This window comes from Wocania ichthyoenteri Th78 (genome assembly GCF_000789235.1).
GTDB classification, from domain to species: domain Bacteria; phylum Bacteroidota; class Bacteroidia; order Flavobacteriales; family Flavobacteriaceae; genus Wocania_A; species Wocania_A ichthyoenteri.
In genome coordinates, this window is record NZ_KN525716.1 from 2,551,451 (window position 1) to 2,569,185 (window position 17,735).

The window sequence follows — 17,735 nt, forward strand, 5'->3', positions numbered from 1 at the left end:
ATGCACGTTGCAATTGCAGGAAACATTGGCGCAGGAAAAACTACGCTTACAAAATTACTCGCAAAACATTATAAGTGGGAAGCACAACTTGAAGATGTTGTAGATAACCCGTATTTAGACGATTTTTACAATCAAATGGAGCGCTGGAGTTTTAACTTGCAAGTGTATTTTTTAAATAGCAGATTCCGTCAAGTGGCTCAAATTCGAGAAAGTGGTAAAGACATTATTCAAGACCGAACCATTTATGAAGATGCTCATATTTTCGCACCCAATTTGCATGCTATGGGTTTAATGACTAATCGTGATTTTGAAAATTACTCATCGCTTTTCAATCTTATGGAATCTTTTGTACAAGGTCCAGATTTACTTATTTATTTACGCAGCTCTATATCTAATTTAGTTGAACAAATCCATAAACGTGGTCGTGATTACGAAAACTCAATAAGTATAGATTATTTAAGTAGACTTAACGAACGCTATGAGGCTTGGATTTCTAAATACGACAAAGGCAATTTGCTAATTATAGATGTAGATAATTTAGATTTTGTATCAAACCCCGAAGATTTAGGTGGCATTATTAATAAAGTGGAAGCCGAAATTAATGGGCTTTTTTAATCCTTTATAAAACCATGTTTTCTTGCGTGTTCTATGGCTTGCTTACTACTTTCAATTAATAACGCTGGTGTTGTTTTGTAACTTTTATATAAGCCAGTAACTCTGAGCATTTTCTTTTTATGATTAACGTTTCTTAAATATATAGCCAAAATCCTATCTGGATAAGTTTCTGCAATTTCAAGGTAAATGTCTGGATCATGTTCACCACTATCTCCTATTAAAATAAACTTAAGATTAGGGTAAGTTTTTAAAAGATTAATAATTTCTTTTTGCTTTTGTGGCTTTTCATTCTTTTTCTTTTTTGAAAAAGGACTTGGAAAATTTCTTAAAATTATAGGTCCTTTTGGAAAGTTGTTCTTTTTTAAAAAATAATTTAAATACCGATACAAATTCCATGGACTATGACTTACGTAAAACATAGGATTTGCTTCGTTTCCTGTTTTGCCTTGGTGTAATAAATGATAGAATTCTGGAGCGCCTTCCAAAGGCAAACGTTTTCCTGCTGAAGTAAGAAGCGTATTTATTAAAACCCGCCACTTTAAAACAGAGGTTAAACCCGTATGTAGTATCGTATCGTCTATATCACTAATAACACCAAATGTTGCTTTTTCTGACGGAATAAGCATCTCTCCTGGAAAACGATTTTCAGATTGAATAGGTCTAGTTAAGTGTTCTTCCCTATAGGAAAACTCTAATTTAATCCAGCCTTCTTCGTTAATATATTTACTAATATCATCAACTTGTTCATCCAATAAAAAATAGCCTTTATTGTCAGTTTTGGTATAAAAAAAATTATCATCACCCATTTTAATCATGAGTTCTGTATGCTTTATTTCGTCAGTTTCAAAACGTTTCCATGCATTTAAAAGTAATTTAAATATGCCTTTAACTTTCAAATTAATACTTTCATCTTCAATAGCTCTTCCTCTTAAATATAAGTGATTAGATGTTCCGTAGGTTTGAAAAGCTATAATTTGAAGTGGGTCTTTCTTGAACATAAGTCTTTATAATTCATTTTAAAAATACAAAAAAAGAGAACTAGTTTACAACCACTTTTATTTATTTAAATTGCCATTTAGATTATTCTTTGTTTCAATAAAATAAAAATTTAAGATAGTTTTAACATGAATCACATAAGGGAAATTTATAAAAACTACGTCTTTTGTTTATAATATATTACTCATACGTATTCTAAATTCAAATTAATGAAGAAAATTACTTTACTCTTTAGTCTTATCCTATTAAATGCATATTCATTATTTGGACAAGAGGTTAACAACGAAGTGCCAACACCTAATTACCGATTAGCATCAAAGTTTTCACCAACTAACATTGGCAAGCTTGTGCATTCTACTTCCGTTAGACCAAATTGGTTGAAAAATGGAAATCGTTTTTGGTATCAATATAAAACAACTGACGGCTCAAACTATTACATTGTTGATGCCGATAAGCGCAGTAGAACAAAATTATTTGATAATGCAAAAATGGCTAAATGGTTATCGGAAATAACAAAAGATCCATACGATGCAAAACACTTACCTCGATTTAATTTTAAGTTTGTTAAAAACGAAACTGCTATTAGGTTTAGGGTTACTTCAAAGGAGAAAGTTGAAGTTGTTGATGAAAAAAAAGAAGCTGTTAAAAAAGAAGATACTACCTCTACTAAACAAGATTCTATTTCTACAAAAAAAACCAAAAAGAAAGCTCCTAAAATGGAGAATAAGGTTTATCATTTTGAATATAAATTAGGCGGTAATGGTTTAGCCGTAATAGACAATAAAAAAGAAGAAGATAAAAAGTGGAAGAAATGGGCAAATATATCTCCTGATAGCACCATTGTTTTATTCTCTAAAAATTTCAATTTGTATTGGATGGATAAAGAGAATTTTTTAAAAGCGGTAAAAGATGAAAAAGATACAACTATTGTAGAAAATCAATGGACAAAAGATGGTGTAGAACATTTTGGATATGGAGGCGGAAGCAGAGGAGAAAACAATGAAACCAAAGAGAAAAATAAAGACGACCGTAAAAATATTTATGGCATATGGTCTCATGATTCTAAAAAATTTGTGTTTCAAAAAACAGATTCTAGGCATATAAAAGATTTATGGGTAATTAACTCGGTTTCTAAAAAACGTCCAACTTTAGAAACTTATAAATACCATATGCCTGGTGAAGAAGAATATTATAAAAGAGAGATTCTTGTTTTCGATATACCATCTAAAGAAGTACAAAAAGTTAAACTAGATACTACGGTACAGCAAGATATTTCTATTTATAGAGCCCCTAGAAAACAATCCAATAGGTCTGATGAATTTCAACCGTCGTTATTGCTTTCTAAAAAAGGAAAGATATATTTCAACACCAAAAGCAGAGATAAGAAAAGAATTAATATATCTGTTGCAGATATTGAAACAGGAGATGTAAAAACATTAATTAAAGAAGAGCTAAACACTTATGTTGAGGTTAGGCCTTTAGTATTGATAAATAACGAGCAAGAGCTATTGCATTGGTCAGAACGCGATGGTTGGGCACATTTTTATCTTTACGATAATAACGGAAAATTAAAACGTCAAGTAACACATGGAGAGTATCATGTTAATGGGTATACTAATTTTGATGAAAAAGAACGCGTTTTATATTTTACTGCAAATGGTGTTACCAAAAATCAAGACCCATATTACGAGCATTTATTTAGAATAAACTTAAACGGGACGGGTTTAAAGAATATAAATCCGGGTAACTATAATACAAGTACAAGTATGTCTGACTCTAATAAGTACTTTGTTAGTAACTATTCTAGAGTAAATACAGTCCCTAAGTCTGAATTGCGTAGTAGTACAGGAGCAGTTATTATGAATCTTGAGGAAGCAGATTTGTCGCAATTAATGGCTACTGGCTATAAGTTTCCTGAGCCATTTAAAATGAAAGCAGATGATGGTATTACAGATATTTATGGCGTGATGTACAAACCTTTTGATTTTGATGAAACTAAATCTTATCCTTTATTAGAATACGTATATCCTGGACCTCAAACTGAAGCTGTGAATAAATCATTTTCGGTTAGAATGGATAGATTAGACCGTATGGCTCAAGTAGGTTTTATAGTGGTTACTCTAGGTAATAGAGGCGGACATCCAAATAGATCAAAATGGTACCACAACTATGGTTATGGTAATCTTAGAGATTATGGATTAGCAGATAAAAAATATGTTGCTGAACAACTTGCAGACCAACATCCTTACATAGACCTTAATAAGGTTGGTATTTATGGGCACTCAGGAGGTGGATTTATGTCTACAGCAGCTATGTTAGTTTATCCAGATTTCTTTAAAGCTGCAGTGTCTTCTGCTGGAAATCACGATAACTCTATGTATAACAGTTGGTGGAGTGAAACTCATCATGGTATTCAAGAAGAAAAAGATGCCGATGGAAATAGCAAATACAAATATGCTATTGACAAAAACCAATCGCTTGCAAAAAACTTAAAAGGCAAATTAATGCTTATTACGGGAGATATAGATAACAATGTACATCCTGGAGGTACTATTAGAATGGCGAATGCATTAATTAAAGCAAATAAACGATTCGATTTTATGCTTATGCCTGGTCAACGTCATGGTTTTGGTAATATGACAGAATATTCATTTTGGCTAAGAGCAGATCATTTTAGTAAACACTTTTTAGGTAAAGCAGCTACAAGTGTAGATATAACAGAAATGAATAGAGATCACCCTAAGAAACATTAATATCAACCTTACTTATAACATAAAAAACCACGCTTATTACGTGGTTTTTTATGTTTTATTATAGTTGTGAATTAACTATTATCTTCAGTTTTCAAAGCTTCAACATTAGCTTTCACTTCAGCTTCTGTACCTTCAAAAGTTACATAATTAGTAGACTTTTCTCCATTTTGGTTTATAAGGGTAGTTACCACTGCTTTAAAAACACCATCTTCAATTTCATTCATTTCTACTTTGATTTCTTTCGAAATATTTTGAGCTACTAATTCTGTAGCTTCTTTTTCTTCTGTATAAGCAGTAATACCATCTGTTGTTATTGCAATGCTTGGTGCAATAACTAATGCCACAACACTCATTAATTTTAATAAGATGTTTAATGAAGGGCCAGAAGTATCTTTAAACGGATCTCCAACAGTGTCTCCAACTACGGCAGCTTTATGTGTTTCTGTTCCTTTTCTACCATCTTCTTCAATAGTTTTCTTAGCATTATCCCAAGCGCCACCAGCATTCGATTGGAAGATTGCCATTAGTACACCACAGGTAGTTACCCCTGCCAATAAGCCTCCTAACATTTCAGCACCTCCAACACCAAACCATTGTCCTCCAAAACCAACTAATACAGGAACTACAATTGCTAATAATCCAGGTAATACCATTTCTCTAATCGAAGCTTTTGTAGATATATCAATACATTTTCCATAATCTGCAACACCGTCAGCTTCATCAAATATTTTTCTTTGAGCATCAGAAGCTTTAGACATGTCAGAATCAACAGCTCTCATAACTTCTAGTGCCGCTTTTAATTGAGGTATATCTCTAAATTGACGTCTAACTTCTTCAATCATTGCCATAGCTGCACGACCTACAGCATTCATTGATAAAGCAGAAAACACAAATGGTAACATACCACCTATTAATAATCCTGCCATAATATCTGGTCTAGAAACATCAATAGATGTTACATTTGCAGTTTTCATAAAGGCAGCAAATAATGCTAAGGCTGTTAATGCGGCAGAAGCAATAGCAAATCCTTTACCAATAGCTGCCGTAGTGTTTCCAACAGCATCTAACTTATCGGTACGTTCACGAACTTCACTAGGTAATTCTGCCATTTCAGCAATACCACCTGCATTATCACAAATTGGTCCGTAAGCATCAACAGCTAATTGAATACCAGTATTCGCCAACATCCCAACTGCTGCAATAGCAATACCATATAAACCAGCAAAATGATGAGACACCATAATGGCGGCTGCAATTAATAAAATTGGAATTGCTGTACTCATCATCCCAACACCTAAACCAGCTATAATATTTGTTGCAGCTCCAGTTTCTGATTGCTTTACAATAGACATTACAGGTTTTTTTCCAGTGGCTGTATAATATTCTGTAATTTTACCAACTGCTAAACCTGCAACTAAACCAGCTATGGTTGCCCAAAATACACCCATAGAGGTATATGTTGTTCCTGCATCAACCCAAGATTCTGGTAGCATTTGATTAATTATAAAATAAGAGGCTACCAGCATTAAGCCTGCCGATCCGAATTCTCCGATATTTAAAGCAGTTTGAGGATTTCCTCCGTCTTTTACTCTTACGAAAAAAGTTCCTAAAATAGACATAATAATTCCTACTGCAGCAAGTACCAAAGGTAAGTAGACAGCTCCTAAGCCATCAAAAGCACCTTGAAATTCTGGTAATGTTGCATAAATAGCTCCTAAAACCATAGTACCAATAATTGATCCTACGTAAGATTCAAATAAATCGGCACCCATACCAGCTACATCTCCAACATTATCACCTACATTATCTGCAATTGTTGCAGGGTTTAAAGGATGATCTTCTGGAATACCAGCTTCTACTTTACCAACAAGATCAGCTCCAACATCGGCTGCTTTTGTATAAATTCCTCCACCAACACGTGCAAATAAGGCAATAGATGAAGCTCCTAATGAAAATCCAGAAAGTACGTTAAGAATTTCTCCTATTTCCCAACCTTGTCCGCTATATATCAAGAATAAACCACTAAGCCCTAAAACACCTAGTCCTACTACACCTAACCCCATAACAGCTCCACCAGCAAATGCTACTTCTAATGCTCTTCCTAATGATTGACGTGCTGCTTGTGTTGTTCTAACATTAGCTTTCGTTGCCACCTTCATTCCAATAAATCCTGCTAAGGCAGAACAGATTGCGCCAACAATAAATGATACTGCTACCATTCCGTTAGAGCCTTCTTCGGCGTTACCTTTAAAATATAAGAGAATTGCGACTGCAACAACAAAAATTGCTAAAACTTTATATTCAGCTTTTAAGAATGCCATAGCTCCTTCTGCAATGTTTTTTGCAATTCGTGCCATTTTTGCATCTCCTACTTCTTGTTTTGAAACCCAGCCACTTTTAATTAAAACAAATATTAGTGCCAAAACACCAAAAACAGGTAAATAATTTACTATTAATTCCATATTCAGTTAGTTAGTATTAGTTAATAATTTTTTTAAACGATGCCTAAAATAGGAAAATATAAGTGATAAAAAAAACCACCTTAAATTTAAGATGGTTCATTTTTAAACTAAAATGTTTTTAATTGTTACTATATAGTGAAAGTTCTTTTTTTCTTGTGCTCACTTTCATCATAGCGTTGTACGCATTTGTTATAAATTTCAATAGCTTCTTGAGCATTTCCCCATCCGCCAACATCTACTTTCTTTTCTTCTAAATCTTTATAAACTTGAAAAAAGTGTTCAATTTCTTTTATTCTATGAGGATTTAAATCACTAATGTCTTTGTTTTTACTCCAAATAGGATCGGATACGGGTACGCAAATAATTTTTTCGTCAGGTCCTTTTTCATCTGCCATATGGAAAACACCTATAGGTCGTACTTCCATTACTACCATTGGGTATGTAGGTTCTGCTCCTAATACTAAAACATCTAATGGGTCATGATCTAGAGCTAATGTTTCAGGTATAAAACCATAATCCCCAGGGTACATCATTGATGAAAACAACATCCTATCAAAACGGATTTTATGTAATGTAAAATCGTACTCGTATTTATTTCGGCTTCCTTTTGGGATTTCAATTAATACATCAAAAGTTATTGTTTCTTTCTTACTCATGTTTATTCTTTTTTGGGCTGCAAATGTACTGAACACTTTAACATTTAACAACAAAAATCAATTTGTTTTAAATCTTTTTAAGAAAGTAAAAGCTTAAGTTTATTCTTATAAAGAATTTAACAAAAAACGGTATCAATATTTATTATCTTGTACGCGACTAACTCAAATACATATAATTACTATGCGTTCTTTTCTGTTTCCATTTTTAACCATTTTTTCATTTTTAATAACTAGTGCTCAAACCCAGCCTTGGGAAGGTAAATTTGAGCCAATAGATAATATGATAACACCTCCAAATGCTTATCGTGCTGCAAGTGGAGCTCCTGGAAAAGCGTATTGGCAACAACGTGCAGATTATAAAATTAAAGCTGTTTTAGATGAGGTAAACAATACAATTTCTGGTGAAGAGACCATTACTTATTACAATAATTCTCCAGATGATTTAAGTTATTTATGGATTCAGTTGGAACAAAATGTAAATAAAAAAGGGAATGAAGATTTTGGAAGCATAAACAATAGTATAAAAGAAGGTATGAATACCAGACAAATGCAATTTCTTACTAGAGTCATCGATTTTCCTGCTGGATATTCTATAAAATATATAAAAGACATTAACGGTAATTCTATAAAATCGTTGGTTAATAACACGATGATGAAGGTGATACTCAACGAACCATTAAAATCTGGTACTTCTATGCGTTTTTCTATAGCTTGGTCGTATCCAATTACCGATCGTAGCATGTATTTATTGTCTAGAGAAGGTTACGAATATTTTCCAGAAGATGATAATACGGTTTATTTAATTGCACACTGGTTTCCTAGAATGGCTGTTTATAATGATACAGAAGGCTGGCAAAATCAACAATTTCAAAAATTGGGTGAATTTGCTTTAGAATTTGGTAATTACGAGGTTGAGATTTCTGTGCCTGAAGACCATATTGTTGCTTCAACAGGAAGTTTGCAAAATAGTGAAGCTGTTTTAACAAAAACACAGCAAAAAAGGATGGAAAAAGCTCGTGCGTCATTTGATAAACCTATAATGATTATTACAAAAGAAGAAGCTGAAGTTAACGAAAAAACAAAATCAAAAAAATTAAAAACTTGGAAATTTAATGCTACAAATGTTCGTGATTTTGCATTTGCATCGTCCAGAAAATTTATGTGGGATGCACAAGCTGTGAAGCTGCCAACTAATACGGTTATGGCGATGTCTTTTTATCCAAAAGAAGGCTTACCTGTATGGCAAGAAGAATCTACAAAAGCGATTATGCATGCGTTAGAAGTTTATTCTGAAGCAACGTTTGATTATCCATATCCTGTATGTATTTCGGTAAACACCTCGAACATTGGTATGGAATTCCCCATGATTAGTTTTAATGGTGGGCGTGCTATAAATGGTAAAATAAGTAATCGTGCTAAGCAGGGTATGATAGGCACCATTATTCATGAAGTTGGACACAATTGGTTTCCTATGATTGTGAGTTCAGACGAACGTAAATGGATGTGGATGGACGAAGGTTTAAATACGTTTTTGCATCAGCGTACCGTTGCAGAACGCTACCCAAATTTTAACAGCACAACACCAAAAAGCATTGTGCCTTTTATGAGTGGTGATAAAAATATTTTACGCCCCATAATGACAACATCAGATAATGAATTATTCAATCAGTTTGGAGCCAATTTTTACATTAAACCAACCGTTGGGTTACAAATGTTGCGCAACTCAATTATTGGTAAAGAATTGTTCGATCAAGCTTTTAAAGAATATGCAAACCGTTGGAAATACAAACACCCGAACCCTGCAGATTTATTTAGAACACTAGAAGATGCAACCGCAACCGATTTAGATTGGTTTTACAGAGGTTGGTTTTTTACAACCGATCATGTGGATATGGAATTAACCAATGTAAAATGGTTTAAGGTTTTTGAAGAAGACATTAATATTGAAGATAAAAATAAAAAATCGCAATTTAAAATTGAAGGCGAAAACACAGAGGTTAAGGCTAAAGATTTTTCTAGTGGTCCAGAAGTAATAAATATGACAGCAACGCCAGATGCTGCTTACGGTCAGTTTTTATCTAGAATTGATGAAACCGAAGTTAGAAAACAAATATCTGGTAAAAATATTTATGAAGTCACCATTAAAAATAAAGGCGGATTAATAATGCCAGTTACTATTGAATGGCTTTATAAAGATGGGACTAAAGAAATAGACCAATTATCGGCTCAAATATGGCGCAGAAACGAATACGAGGTTAAACAAACCTTTATAAAAGAAAAGGAGGTTGTTAAAGTAAATCTTGATCCTAATTTTGAATTTGCCGATGTAGATATAACAAACAATAGTTTTCCAAAAGTAGAAGAAGCATCAGAGTTTGATACCTTTAAGAATAAGAATACAAGTAATTAATTTTTATGCAGAAACAAGTTTGTAACCAATGAGTTGTAGCAAATACATATTAACCTTTTTTACATGCGCTTGTCTTTTTTTGCAAGTAGAAAGTCAGTCGAAACAAACCGAGTTTAATATTTTGTTTATTGGTAATAGTTTAACTTATACTAACAATTTACCATTATTGGTAAAACAGCAAGCAAAACAACATGGCGTTACAGTAAACACAAAAATGGTAGCCAAACCTAATTATGCTATTTCAGATCATTGGGAAGAAGGCGATGTACAAAAACTAATAGCAAGCAAAGTATACCATTTTGTTGTTATTCAGCAAGGACCATCATCGCAACAAGACGGCAAACAACTACTAGTAGAGTATGGTAAAAAGTATAGTGTTTTGTGTAAAAAGAGCAATGCAAAACTGGTCTACTTTATGGTATGGCCACCATTAAATCATCCTGAAAGATTTGAAGGCGTAATAAATAACCACCAATACGCAGCAAAAATTAATAACGCTATGTTATGTCCTGTTGGAGAAGTTTGGAAAAAACATTTTAGAGCAACAAATAATTATGATTATTATGAAGCTGATGGTTTTCATCCTTCTAAAAAAGGAAGTGAAGCTGCTGCTAAAGTTATTACAGAGTATTTGTTTCCGAAATAAAAACTGTACCTTGATTTTATTATAAAAAATTAGCTAAATCCGTTTAGCATTAGATATAAAACATTAAAACGATTTCATATCAAGTCGTTGGCAACAATTTGAATGAAAGAGCAATTAATCAAATTAATTTCAAAATACATTAAATTAAGTTCTGAAGAAGAAAATTTAATTCAGACTTTTTGGACAGTAATAACTCTTAAAAAAGGAGATTATCTTTTAAGAAACGGGGAAACTTGCCGAACTGATAATTTTGTTGTTAAAGGAACATTGAAAGCTTTTTACATAAATCCTGAAACAGGAAAGGAAGAAATCCTATATTTTGCAATTGAAAATTGGTGGGCAACAGATATTGAAAGTTTTCAGAAACAAAATTCTTCGATTTATAACATTCAAGCCATTGAAAAAACTAAATTACTACAAATCCGCTACGACTCTTTTCAAGAAATGTTAAAGCAAGTTCCAAAACTTGAACGTTTTTTTAGAATCATCCTTGAAAATTATCTTGGGAGTTTACAAAGGAGAATAATCTTAAACAACATTCTTGATGCAGAACAACGATATTCAGATTTCTTAGAAAATTACCCAAAAATTGCCGAAAAAATACCAAACTATCTAATTGCATCTTATTTGGGAATTACTCCCGAATTTTTGAGTAGAATGCGTAAAAAAATAAAAGCATCTTAAACTACATCAATTTTTTTCACTTTCTCAATTCAGAACTTTGCTTCATAATCAAAATTTAAAAATATGAACAAAGTATTAATTATCAATGCAAGCGTAAGAAAGGAAAAATCGCATAGTAGAAAACTAACGCAACTTTTTGAGGATAATTGGAGAAGGAAAAATCCTAATGACAATTTCACCTACCGAGAAGTTGGATTAGAAAAAATCCCATCCATAAACGAAAAATGGATTGCAAGTGCATTTATCAAACCAAGAGAAAGAACAAAAGAGAACCAGTCGGGTGTTGAATTTAGTAATGAACTGGTTAAAGAGTTTAAGGAGCATAATATTTATGTTTTTGGGACACCAATGTACAACTGGTCAATTCCGAGTGGATTAAAATCTTACATCGACCAACTTATGAGAATTAACGAAACTTGGAAATTTCGTTCAGGCGAACCAGACGGAGATTATGTTGGAATTCTTGAAAATAAAAAAATGTTCATTCTGTCAAGTCGTGGCGACACAGGTTATGGAGAAAACGAGAAAAACGAACATATGAATTTTCAAACTACCTACTTGAAATTCGTTTTCGGGATTATGGGAATAAAAGATATTTCAATAATCTCATTGGATAATGAAGAGTTTGGTGGAGAAATATTTGAAAACTCTAAAAAGGTAATCTACCAAGAGATTGAACAGATTTAAATACTGTTGCCAAAAAATAACCAAAATAAAAAAGCGCATTATAAAAATGCGCTTTTAAAATCCCAAAAATTTTATAAATGTGACTAACTCAAATAATTAAATAATTGTGGACTGTCCTAAATGAATATTTTTAAAGTTTAAATTGGTTTCTTCTGGATTGTTTATATAATCTTCAATAAAATCACCCACTTTTGTGGTGCTTATATTATCGTATTTGGTATTCAAATCTGGTGTGGTAATATGAAGTTTTAACGATTTATCTACAGCTTGTCGCACCAAAGCAGCTTCCTTTTCTAACCCAAAATGATCTAGCAACATAGCAGCCGATAAAATGGATGCTATGGGGTTTGCAATACCTTTATTGGCAAATTTACCATACGCACCATGTATAGGCTCAAACATAGCGTGCTTATCGTTTATTGAAGCCGATGCTAATAAACCAATAGAGCCAACAATAACACTAGCTTCTTCAGATAAAATATCGCCAAACATGTTTTCAGTTAAAATAACATCAAATTGCCTTGGATTTATAATAAGTTCCATGGCTGCATTATCGATGTACAGAAAATTTAATTTTACATCTGGATATTGCGATGCCAATTCTTGAACCACTTTACGCCATAAGCGGGACGTTGCTAAGGCGTTGGCTTTGTCTACCAAAGTAAGTTTACGCTTTCTTGATTGTGCTGCTTTAAAGGCTAAATGTGCGATGCGTTCAATTTCAAAACGTGAGTATTCGCAAATATCTGAAGCCGAATCGTTAGTTAATTTTTTCTCTCCAAAATAAAGTCCTCCAGTAAGTTCGCGATAAATTAAAATATCAGTATCTCGTATTTGCTTAATTTTTAAAGAAGATTTATTTAGTAAATCTTCATAGGCAATAACAGGTCTGATATTAGCATATAAATCTAGTGATTTTCGGAGTCCTAAAAGCCCATATTCTGGCCTTACTTTGGCATCAGGATCCATATCGTATTTAGCACTGCCAATAGCACCAAATAAAATAGCATCTGCATTTTCGCAAATGCTAATGGTTTCTTCAGGCAAGGCATTACCCGTTTTTTCAATTGCTGAAGCTCCAATAAGGGCTTTATTAAAGGTGAATAGATGACCAAATTCCATAGCTATAGCTTTTAAAACCTTAACGGCTTGTGCTGTAACTTCTGGACCTATACCATCGCCTGGTAAAACGGCAATATTTAATTTCATCTATATTAATTTTAAGCTGAAATAATTTCGCTATAAACTTTACTATTCTCTATAATTTGATGAATATCTGAGTCATCAACTTCTTTCTTTTTGTCGGCAAAATCTAAAAAGTTAGTGTAAATTTCATCTAACTGAAGCTTCGTTAATTCGTAGCCTATATTTTTTGCTCTATATGCTAAAGCAGCTCTACCGCTTCTTGCTGTTAATACAATGGCAGATTCGGTTACACCAACATCTTTAGGATCTATAATTTCGTAAGTTTCACGATTTTTTATCACACCATCTTGATGAATTCCAGAGCTATGAGCAAAAGCATTAGCACCAACAATAGCTTTATTTGGTTGCGTATAAATACCCATGCTATCCGACACTAATTGGCTAATGCCATAAAGCATTTCGGTTTGAATTTTAGTATCTAAATTTAAGTATGGATGCTGTTTTAAAATCATAACAACTTCTTCTAAAGCTGTGTTTCCTGCACGCTCTCCAATACCATTTATAGTACATTCAATTTGACGCGCACCATTAATAACACCTTCAATAGAATTTGCCGTAGCCAATCCTAAATCGTTATGGCAATGGCACGACAAAATAGCTCTGTCGATACCTTTTACGTTTTCTTTTAAGTACTTAATTTTTGCACCGTATTCGTGCGGTAAGCAATACCCAGTGGTATCTGGAATATTTAAAACAGTTGCTCCAGCTTTTATAACCGCTTCGCAAACACGAGCTAAATATTCGTTATCGGTTCTACCAGCATCTTCGGCATAAAATTCAACATCTTCAACAAAAGATTTAGCATAACTAACAGCTTTTACTGCGCGTTCAATAATATCTTCTTGAGTCGATTTGAATTTGTGTTTTATATGAGAATCTGAAGTGCCAATCCCCGTATGAATTCGTGGTGTTTTGGCATATTTTAAAGCTTCAGCAGCTACTTTTATATCGTTTTCAACAGATCGTGTTAAGCCACAGACTGTTGCATGCTTTACAATTTTAGATATTTCTTCAACCGATTTAAAATCGCCAGGACTTGATACAGGAAAGCCAGCTTCTATAATATCTACACCTAAATTATCAAGCTGTTCTGCTATAATTAATTTTTGTTCTGTATTAAGTTTACAACCAGGAACTTGCTCGCCATCGCGAAGTGTTGTATCAAAAATTTGGACGTTATTATCAGACATTTAGTAAAATATATTTTCGTATTGTATTACGAATGTATATTTTGGTTTCTTAAAATGAGAATTCAACATATATTTTTTACGATGTTTAACTTAAGTATTTGATTTTTAAATAATTGAAAATGAACAAGTTGAGTATGTTTTAATAATTATGACAAAAGAGCAAAAAGATAATTTGTTTGTATTGGTAAAGTCGCTGTCTAAATCAGAAAAAAGACAGTTTAAGCTTTACGTAGGTAGATTGGGCGTAAATGAAGACTCAAAATTTTTGATGCTTTTTAACATTCTTGATAAGCTTTCAGTTTATGATGAAGCTGTTATTTTAAAGAAAGGGATTGTTAAAAAACAGCAATTATCAAATCTGAAAGCGCATTTATATAAACAGATTCTTATTAGTTTAAGATTGAATCCGTCACATCAAAATGTAAGGATTCAAATACGAGAACAACTCGATTTTGCCACTATTTTATATCACAAAGGACTTTATAAACAAAGCTTAAAAATTCTAGATAAAGCCAAAACTTTAGCAATAAACAACGAAGAAAAAAACATTGCTTATGAAATTGTTGAGCTTGAAAAAATAATTGAATCTCAATATATAACTCGAAGTTTAAATAATAGAGCAGACGAGTTAACAGTTCAGGCTAAAGAGCTTAGTTTACAAAATGTTTTGGCTAGTAAATTGTCTAATATATCATTGCAATTATATGGTTTGTTTTTAAAAACGGGTTATATTAAAAATGATGCGGAACATAAACGCATAACAAAATATTTTAATGACAGACTTCCAAAATACGATATTAATAAGTTAGGATTTAGGGAGAAATTATGGTTATATAAGGCCTATTTATGGTATAGTTTTTTAACCTTAGATTTTTTATCGTGTTATAAGTATGCTACTAAGTGGGTTAATCTTTTTTATGAAAATAAGGATATGATTGTGCTAAATCCTGTCTTTTTTTTAAGAGGAAATCACTATTTATTAGAAGCTTTATTTTATTTAAGGCATTATGAAAAATTTAAAGAAACACTGTTTAAGCTTGAAGACGTTACTAAAGAAAAGTGGTTTCCTTTGGATGATAATAATGAAAGTTTAGCCTTTTTATATATTTATAATAACAAATTTAATTTGCATTTTATAGAAGGTAGTTTTGCTGAAGGTCTACCTATAATAGATGAGGTTTTAGAGCAATTAAAGAAATACAAAAACCGTATAGACGAGCATCATGTTATGGTGTTTTATTATAAGATAGCGAGTATGTATTTTGGTGCAGGCGAAAACAAAAAATGCATTCAGTTTTTAGAAAAAATAATTAGCAATAAATCGCTTCAAATGCGCGAAGATTTACTGTGTTTTTCTAGAATATTAAACTTGGTAGCGCATTACGAAGCTGGAATGGATTATAACTTAGATGTATTAATAAAAAGCACCTATAAGTTTTTAATTAAAATGGAGGACTTGTACGAAGTGCAAAAAGAATTCATTAAATTTTTAAGAGGTTTGGGTGATATTTACCCACAAGATGTTAAGGCAGAATTTATTAAGCTGCATAAAAAATTAAAGGAATTTGAAGATGATCCATACCAAAGTAGGGCATTCCTTTATTTAGACATCATTTCGTGGTTAGAATCTAAAATTGAAAACAAACCCGTTGGCTTCATAATTAGTAATAAATTTCAAACTGAAATTTCGCAAAATTCATAATTTTTCAAAAAAAAATCAAAAAAAATTAGGATTTTAAGTTTTTCTAACTGAATATTTGCATTCACAAAGTTCAATAACTTATTGAAATGTTATCAAGAAAGGTGGAGGGATTAGACCCTGTGAAACCTTAGCAACCCTTTACTTGTAAAGAAGGTGCTAAATTCTACTTAAACTACTAATGTAATTAGTGTTTTAGATAGATAACCAAACGAAATTACTTTCAGTAATTTTAATAATTTCTTTTTAACATTTTTCTATTAAGTCTAAGAGTTACTCTGAGATGTTTTTTACATCGAAGTTTCAATTGAATTTGTCATTCTCGCGAAATCGGAGATTCATGAATACAATTATTTAAAATTTGAATCAATGAATAATGCGGGAATCTTTAAGTTTAACTAAATAAGATATTAGAAAAATGAGTACACAAAAATTAGCAACAAACGCATTACACGCAGGGCATGATGTAACTACAAACGCAGGAACTAGAGCAGTGCCAATTTATCAAACCACATCGTATGTTTTTAATAATTCAGATCATGCGGCAAACCTATTTTCACTAAAAGAATTAGGGTTCATTTACACGCGTTTAAATAATCCAACAAATCAAATACTGCAAGACCGTCTGGCAGCAGTAGAAGGTGGTATTGGAGCTGTAGTGTTTGCTTCGGGAACATCTGCTATTTCAACAGGCCTACTAACGTTGTTAAAAGCTGGAGATCATATTGTAGCGTCTAGTAGTTTGTATGGTGGAACATATAACTTGTTAAGCGTAACATTACCGCGTTTGGGTATTACAACTACTTTTGTTGATGCGTCAAATCCAGAGAATTTTGCTGATGCTGTACAAGATAATACTAGAGCCTTTTTTGTTGAGTCTTTAGGAAATCCAAAATTAGATGTATTAGATTTAGAAGCTATTTCAGTACATTCTAAAGCCGCTGGAGTTCCTTTTATCGTTGATAATACGGTAGCAACACCAGTATTATTAAATCCACTAAAACATGGTGCAGATATTGTAATTCACTCATTAACTAAATATATTGGCGGACAAGGAACGTCTATTGGAGGAGCCATTATTGACGGTGGAACTTTTAATTGGGCAAATGGAAAATTTCCAGAATTCACAGAGCCATCAGCAGGTTATCATGGTTTAGTTTATCACGAAGCTTTAGGTGCTGCATCTTATACTTTTAAATTAATTTTAGAGGGCTTAAGAGATTTTGGTGGGGCGCTAAGTCCAACAAACGCATTCAATATTATTCAAGGTTTAGAAACATTACCAGTTAGAATAAAACAGCATAGTGAAAATGCTTTAGAGCTTGCTAAATGGTTAGAGTCTCAAGATGAAATAGCATGGGTGAACTACCCAGGTTTAGAATCTAGTAAGTATAAAAAACTAGCCGATAAATATTTACCAAAAGGGCAAAGCGGTATTGTAACTTTTGGACACAAAGGCGGTTTTGATGCGGCTAAAAAAATAGCAGATAACACCAAATTATTTTCGTTGCTTGCTAACATTGGTGATACTAAATCACTTATTATTCACCCTGCAAGTACAACGCACCAGCAACTTGATGAAGCAGAACAAGCATCGGCAGGTGTGTCTTCAGATTTAATCAGACTATCTGTTGGTATTGAAGATATAGACGATTTAAAAGACGACTTAAAAGCAGCATTTAAAACTATTTAATCATATTGAGTTTTAATCTTGTAGATGTTAAAAAAATA

13 protein-coding genes and 1 riboswitch are annotated in these 17,735 nt (G+C 32.5%); of the genes, 8 read left to right on the forward strand and 5 right to left on the reverse strand.

Annotated elements, in window-relative coordinates; translation table 11 throughout:
• Positions 1 to 615: a deoxynucleoside kinase gene (locus RG22_RS11025; protein ID WP_034043161.1), complete on the forward strand. Its 615-nt coding sequence runs from the start codon at positions 1 to 3 to the stop codon at positions 613 to 615.
• Here RG22_RS11025 and RG22_RS11030 read toward each other — a convergent pair.
• Positions 612 to 1,613 (reverse strand): App1 family protein, encoded by a 1,002-nt coding sequence (locus RG22_RS11030; RefSeq protein ID WP_034043163.1) that lies wholly within the window; start codon positions 1,611 to 1,613, stop codon positions 612 to 614. The genes RG22_RS11025 and RG22_RS11030 overlap by 4 nt on opposite strands.
• 207 nt (positions 1,614 to 1,820) lie before the next feature.
• Between RG22_RS11030 and RG22_RS11035 the strand changes: the two genes are divergently transcribed.
• Positions 1,821 to 4,364: a S9 family peptidase gene (locus RG22_RS11035; RefSeq protein ID WP_034043165.1), complete on the forward strand. Its 2,544-nt coding sequence runs from the start codon at positions 1,821 to 1,823 to the stop codon at positions 4,362 to 4,364.
• A 71-nt stretch (positions 4,365 to 4,435) separates the two neighbouring features.
• On the opposite strand, the gene RG22_RS11040 is transcribed toward RG22_RS11035, so the two are convergent.
• Both RG22_RS11040 and RG22_RS11045 read right to left on the reverse strand, forming a co-directional pair.
• Positions 4,436 to 6,826, reverse strand: coding sequence for a sodium-translocating pyrophosphatase (locus RG22_RS11040; RefSeq protein WP_034043167.1), 2,391 nt, complete (start codon positions 6,824 to 6,826; stop codon positions 4,436 to 4,438).
• 128 nt (positions 6,827 to 6,954) lie between these two features.
• Positions 6,955 to 7,482 (reverse strand): inorganic diphosphatase, encoded by a 528-nt coding sequence (locus tag RG22_RS11045; protein ID WP_034043169.1) that lies wholly within the window; start codon positions 7,480 to 7,482, stop codon positions 6,955 to 6,957.
• Between the two features lie 181 nt (positions 7,483 to 7,663).
• Between RG22_RS11045 and RG22_RS11050 the strand changes: the two genes are divergently transcribed.
• The 4 genes from RG22_RS11050 to RG22_RS11065 all read left to right on the forward strand — a co-directional run bounded on the left by RG22_RS11050 (position 7,664) and on the right by RG22_RS11065 (position 11,909).
• On the forward strand, positions 7,664 to 9,892 hold the full coding sequence (locus tag RG22_RS11050; protein ID WP_034043171.1) for a M1 family metallopeptidase: 2,229 nt from the start codon (positions 7,664 to 7,666) through the stop codon (positions 9,890 to 9,892).
• Between the two features lie 28 nt (positions 9,893 to 9,920).
• Positions 9,921 to 10,538, forward strand: a complete 618-nt coding sequence (locus RG22_RS11055) for an SGNH/GDSL hydrolase family protein (protein ID WP_034043173.1) — start codon at positions 9,921 to 9,923, stop codon at positions 10,536 to 10,538.
• A gap of 102 nt (positions 10,539 to 10,640) precedes the next feature.
• Positions 10,641 to 11,222 carry a Crp/Fnr family transcriptional regulator gene (locus RG22_RS11060; RefSeq protein WP_034043175.1) on the forward strand — a complete coding sequence of 194 codons (582 nt, stop codon included), beginning with the start codon at positions 10,641 to 10,643 and terminating at the stop codon, positions 11,220 to 11,222.
• A gap of 63 nt (positions 11,223 to 11,285) precedes the next feature.
• Positions 11,286 to 11,909, forward strand: a complete 624-nt coding sequence (locus tag RG22_RS11065; RefSeq protein ID WP_034043177.1) for an FMN-dependent NADH-azoreductase — start codon at positions 11,286 to 11,288, stop codon at positions 11,907 to 11,909.
• 96 nt (positions 11,910 to 12,005) lie between these two features.
• Here RG22_RS11065 and leuB read toward each other — a convergent pair whose 3' ends face one another.
• Together leuB and RG22_RS11075 are read right to left on the reverse strand one after the other, a co-directional pair.
• Positions 12,006 to 13,118: a 3-isopropylmalate dehydrogenase gene (leuB, locus tag RG22_RS11070; RefSeq protein ID WP_034043179.1), complete on the reverse strand. Its 1,113-nt coding sequence runs from the start codon at positions 13,116 to 13,118 to the stop codon at positions 12,006 to 12,008.
• Positions 13,119 to 13,129: 11 nt separating this feature from the next.
• Positions 13,130 to 14,305, reverse strand: coding sequence for a 2-isopropylmalate synthase (locus RG22_RS11075; RefSeq protein WP_081997710.1), 1,176 nt, complete (start codon positions 14,303 to 14,305; stop codon positions 13,130 to 13,132).
• 148 nt (positions 14,306 to 14,453) lie between these two features.
• On the opposite strand from RG22_RS11075, the gene RG22_RS11080 reads away from it, so the two are divergent.
• Both RG22_RS11080 and RG22_RS11085 read left to right on the forward strand, forming a co-directional pair.
• Complete coding sequence (locus RG22_RS11080; protein WP_034043181.1) at positions 14,454 to 16,007, forward strand: hypothetical protein; 1,554 nt, start codon at positions 14,454 to 14,456, stop codon at positions 16,005 to 16,007.
• Between the two features lie 86 nt (positions 16,008 to 16,093).
• Positions 16,094 to 16,214: riboswitch (SAM riboswitch) on the forward strand.
• A gap of 208 nt (positions 16,215 to 16,422) precedes the next feature.
• Positions 16,423 to 17,697 (forward strand): O-acetylhomoserine aminocarboxypropyltransferase/cysteine synthase family protein, encoded by a 1,275-nt coding sequence (locus RG22_RS11085; RefSeq protein WP_034043183.1) that lies wholly within the window; start codon positions 16,423 to 16,425, stop codon positions 17,695 to 17,697.
• Positions 17,698 to 17,735 lie beyond the last annotated feature (38 nt).